Consider the following 3,792-nt stretch of genomic DNA (forward strand, 5'->3'; position numbering starts at 1 on the left):
GGAGGAGGCCATCGGCCTGTGCGAGCAGGTCCTGACCGACCGGCTGCGGGTCCTCGGCCCCGATCACCCCGACACCCTGGCCGCCCGGAACAACCTCGCCGGCACCTATGGCACGGCGGGGCGGGTGGAGGAGGCCATCAACCGGTTCGAGCAGGTCCTGACCGACCTGGTGCGGGTTCTGGGCCCCGACCACCCCCTCGTGGCCACGGTCAGAGACAATCTTGCCGGCACCATGAAACGTCGCGGTTCATCGGACGGTTTCTCGGGCGGTGGATCCCACCCAGGTGACAGAGAACCCTGACCGCCCGTGATCTATACGGCGTCGGGCTGGCGACGCGCCCGGCGAGCACGGCCGGCAGGCCGCACGCAGCCGGTCGCGCGGGGCGGCTCGCACCGCGGTCTTGATCCTAAAACGGCTAATTCGGCAGCCTGCACGTATATCGCCGGACTTGCCACTCCTGCGAGCATGTACGGCGGACCCCATCGAAGAGCCACGGTTATCTGACGTGTGTCAGGCGGCGCTACTCGCGAGGGCGGTGCGGTCGATACGGCTGAGGAGCGCGCGGGCGTTGGCGTCGTGCTGGTAGGGAACGAGTCGTTGCCGTAGATCGGTCATGGCCGTGACATAGCGGGCGGAGATGGGGACTCCGGCGGCAATGTCGATGGCCTGATGGCCGGCGGTGACGGCACCTTCAAGGTCGTTTTGTTGGGTGAAGCTGACCGCGACAACGGTTTGGCTGAGCGCGCCGCGCCGGCCGCGGTTCTGCTTGCGGGCGGCCTCGACGGACTGACCGGCGTACCGGCGGGCTTCGGCGGGGTCACCGATGTCACGGAGGCTGTTCGCGATCTCGCCGGTGATGTAGGGCTCGTCGATGAACTTGGCCCATTCGGGTTCGTTCGCCGGGTTGAGGAGGTCGAAGGTCTTCTCGGCCTGCGCGATGGTGGCGGCGGTGTCGGTGGAACGGCCCAGGCCCGACAGCGCGCGTGCTTCCAACACGTACAGGTCGGTGAGGGCGGCGGGGGCGCGTAGTCCGCGGAGGCCGTGCCGTCCGGCGCGGGCGAGACGGAGTCCTTCGCCGGGGTGCCCGAGCTGGGTTGCCTGATCGGAGAGACCGGCGAGAACGTGGGCGCCGAGCATCCGGTTTCCCGATGCCTCCGCCAGCCGCAGGGACTGAATGAGATAGCGCTGCGCGATGCCGTGTTGGCCGCAGTCGAACGCCATCCAACCGGCGAGGTAGGTCTGTTCGGCGGCGACTTCGAAGAGGGCCTGGCGGACGGGCTCGGGATGGGATTCCTGCAAGAGGGGGAGGACGTGTTCGGTGAGGTACTGGGCGACGGCGCGTCGGGCGATGTCGCCGCCGCCTTGGATGACGTCCATTTCCTGGAACACGCCGAACATGGTGCGGATGGAGTGGATCGCGTCCATGTCCGCGCGGGCGGTGCGTCCGGAGTCGGCGGCATCCAGGCTGGCCAGGAGCCAATCCCGGCTCGGTCCGGCGAGTGCGCCGAGTACGAAGGATGAACGAAGGAGCACGTCCCGTCGGCGCACGTCGGCCCTCCCGAGCTCTGCGACCCTGCTCAGGGTACGTCGCAGGGAGGGTTCGTACACGAGTCCTTGAGCGGTTGCTTCCGGGTCGGTGACGGGCTGCTGGGCGGTTACCGACCGGCTGTCGACTACCGGCGCCACCACTTCTGGATGGGTGTGCGATGGGCGTGTAGTGGGTTCCCATGGGCGAGGTGCCAGGCCGAGCAGCCGGCCGGGGACGCGGAGTCCGTCCGCGATCCGTTCGATTAGTTCCAGGGAGGCCACCCGGTCCCGACCGTGCACGATCTTGCTGACGCGGCTTTGGTCGAGTCCCTCGACCGCGGAGGCGATGCGGTCCTGACTGGCGGCGTCGTACTTCTTCATCAGGCGGAAGGCGGTGCCGAAGTCGCGGGCGGCGAGAGCGGCGCGCATGTCCTCGCGGGCAAGGAGCCGTGCGGACACCGTGTACGGGCCGTGCGAAAAAGCCGACATGTTTGATCAACCTTCCGGCCGGGAGAGGGGGACACGTCTCGTGGCAGGACTGGCGCCGACAGTACATGGATTACGCCCGACAGGTAGGGAAAGTTCACCTATTGAGCGGGCGTGTTGCCGTCGCTGACGGATTGCCGGCTGAGGCCAGGGGACGTTCACATGGGAACGTCCCCTTCCGTTGGCTCGTGTTGTGCCGTGAGGCTGTGCCACAGCTGGCCCTGCCCCGTGTTGGGCGTTTGTCTCCGCGGGGTCGGGTCGGCGTCTAACACAGCCGATGGGACGGGACGGTGGGGCCGGTGACGGCAACCGGGGAAAACACAACAGGCGACGGAAATACGGGCGGACGGATGCCTGTCCTCTACGGTGTGGTGCGTTTCGAGCCGGGCGGGGAACGACAGGTCCGCGATACGACGATCACGTTTGATTCGCCGGCGTCGGCGGAGTTGTTCGCGGTGGAAAGCGGTTGGCACGACTATCAGGTGACGCCGCTGTTCTTCTTCGTCGACACCGTCTCGGCACCGGCGCCGGGGCGGATGTTGCTGGGTGCGGCGCTGGCACGGTCGATGCGGCGGGCTGGTGGCCGATGACCGGCGGTGGGGAGTACACGGTCACGATCCATCCGGCGGATCGGCCGGTGGACGTGGCGCGGGCCTGGGCGGCGTTGCCAGCTGGGGTGGGGTTCGCGGAGGCATTCGGTGATGTTGACGTGACGCTCGTGTTTCGGCCGGTCGGTGAGCTGGTGTCGCCATGGGAGCCGGGTGAGAGTACGTCTGTAGCAGGCTGAACGACGGTTGTGTGGCTGCGACCGCGACAAAGGCCAAGGGGTCAGGATTCCGGCGGGCGGCAATGCCTGTTGCCGGGGTGCTGACCCCTTACCTGTGGGCGCTCTGAGTCGTGACGAGGTTCTCGACGGCGGTCAGGCAGCGGCTCATGTCCGCAAGCTGCTGTTCGATGCGGCCGATACCGTGGATCGACCCCAATCTTGGCCAACAGGCCTTCGGAGAGTTCGCGGCGCACTGGATGGAAACCGGAACGCTTCGGCCTGGCGTTCGGCAACTTTACGACCGCCAACTACGCCTTCGGATTATCCCGACGTTCCGCGATGTCTCCGTCGCGGACATAACAACCAGGCTCGTCCGCGAATGGTACTCGGGCCTGATGAAGGAAGCGGCCGAGCGGAAACGAGGCGTCGTCTCGGTCGACACGTCGTACCGCCTACTTCGCGGCATCCTGACTACCGCTGTGGACGACGGACCCATCCATCGCAACCCGTGCCGTATCAGGGGCGCGGGCGCCGTACGCGAAACCAAACGGCCCGAGATCACCGTCGATCAGCTCTGGTCGCTCTCGGATGCCGTGCCTGAACGGTACCGGGCGCTCGTCTGGCTGGCTTCGGCAACGGCGATGCGCTCCGGAGAGCTGGCCGCACCGCGGCGGAAGGACGTCGACCTACGCCGACGCGAGATCAGGATCGACCCGAAGGAAGGGCAGTACATCGAGCCAGGCGGCGGCGAGGAACCCTACTTCGGCCCGCCCAAGACGGACGCTGGCGCCCGGACGATCCCCATCCCGGAAACGATCCTCGGCATCGTCGTCCTCCACATGCACGACCACGCGTAGAAGGAAGACCGTGGCCTCGTCTTCACGACCAAGGACGGCAACCCGGTAAGCCGGCACAACCGTTCCTGGTGGCGTCGAGCGTGCCGCATCGTCGGTGTGGCCGAGAACACCCACCTTCACGACTGCCGGCACGCCGGCCTCACCCTCGCCGCGCA

5 protein-coding genes are annotated in these 3,792 nt (G+C 67.4%); 4 read left to right on the forward strand and 1 reads right to left on the reverse strand.

Translation table 11 applies throughout. The annotated features are described in order from the left end of the window. Nucleotides 1–301: tetratricopeptide repeat protein (locus MJ785_RS20875; protein ID WP_239382498.1), on the forward strand; the 301-nt coding region annotated here is incomplete at its 5' end. Nucleotides 302–511: 210 nt separating this feature from the next. Here the strand turns inward: MJ785_RS20875 and MJ785_RS20880 are convergent. Then, on the reverse strand, nt 512–2,017 hold the full coding sequence (locus tag MJ785_RS20880) for a hypothetical protein (protein WP_239312674.1): 1,506 nt from the start codon (nt 2,015–2,017) through the stop codon (nt 512–514). Between the two features lie 347 nt (nt 2,018–2,364). Between MJ785_RS20880 and MJ785_RS20885 the strand changes: the two genes are divergently transcribed. The 3 genes from MJ785_RS20885 (at nt 2,365) to xerC (ending at nt 3,637) form a co-directional block, all read left to right on the forward strand. Then, on the forward strand, nt 2,365–2,604 hold the full coding sequence (locus MJ785_RS20885; protein ID WP_239382500.1) for a hypothetical protein: 240 nt from the start codon (nt 2,365–2,367) through the stop codon (nt 2,602–2,604). After that, complete coding sequence (locus MJ785_RS20890) at nt 2,601–2,801, forward strand: hypothetical protein (RefSeq protein ID WP_239312670.1); 201 nt, start codon at nt 2,601–2,603, stop codon at nt 2,799–2,801. Before MJ785_RS20885 ends, MJ785_RS20890 begins: the two co-directional genes overlap by 4 nt. 167 nt (nt 2,802–2,968) lie before the next feature. Beyond that, nucleotides 2,969–3,637: a tyrosine recombinase XerC gene (gene xerC, locus MJ785_RS20895; RefSeq protein ID WP_239312668.1), complete on the forward strand. Its 669-nt coding sequence runs from the start codon at nt 2,969–2,971 to the stop codon at nt 3,635–3,637. Nucleotides 3,638–3,792 lie beyond the last annotated feature (155 nt).

This window comes from Protofrankia sp. CiT1, from assembly GCF_917627335.1.
Taxonomy (GTDB): Bacteria; Actinomycetota; Actinomycetes; order Frankiales; family Frankiaceae; genus Protofrankia.